A 219-nucleotide genomic window follows, 5' to 3' on the forward strand; every position below is an offset into this window, starting at 1 on the left:
GTATCATGTAGAATCCTATCATTAAATTTAAGCCACCAATAACACAGCAGGCATATTGTAACAATTTAATGGGGTTCTCTGAATCATCAACTGCTATAATAACGTTTGCCATAAGCGCAAAAACTGCATAAGGCGCAAATAGCATAATAAGATCTACCATTTCCATAACCACTTCATTGAGTGTATCAAAAATATCGGCCATGGGCTTGGCTTTCTCTT

The 219-nt window shown here is 36.5% G+C and carries 1 protein-coding gene; it reads right to left on the bottom strand.

What is annotated here, in order from left to right; translation table 11 throughout:
* On the bottom strand, window positions 1–202 hold a 202-nt coding region (locus ACRHOC_RS15645), incomplete at its 3' end, for a cation:dicarboxylate symporter family transporter (protein ID WP_431159497.1).
* Between the last annotated feature and the right edge of the window lie 17 nt (window positions 203–219).

Origin of the sequence: Winogradskyella poriferorum, from assembly GCF_050618035.1 — a bacterium.
Taxonomy (GTDB): Bacteria; Bacteroidota; Bacteroidia; order Flavobacteriales; family Flavobacteriaceae; genus Winogradskyella; species Winogradskyella poriferorum_A.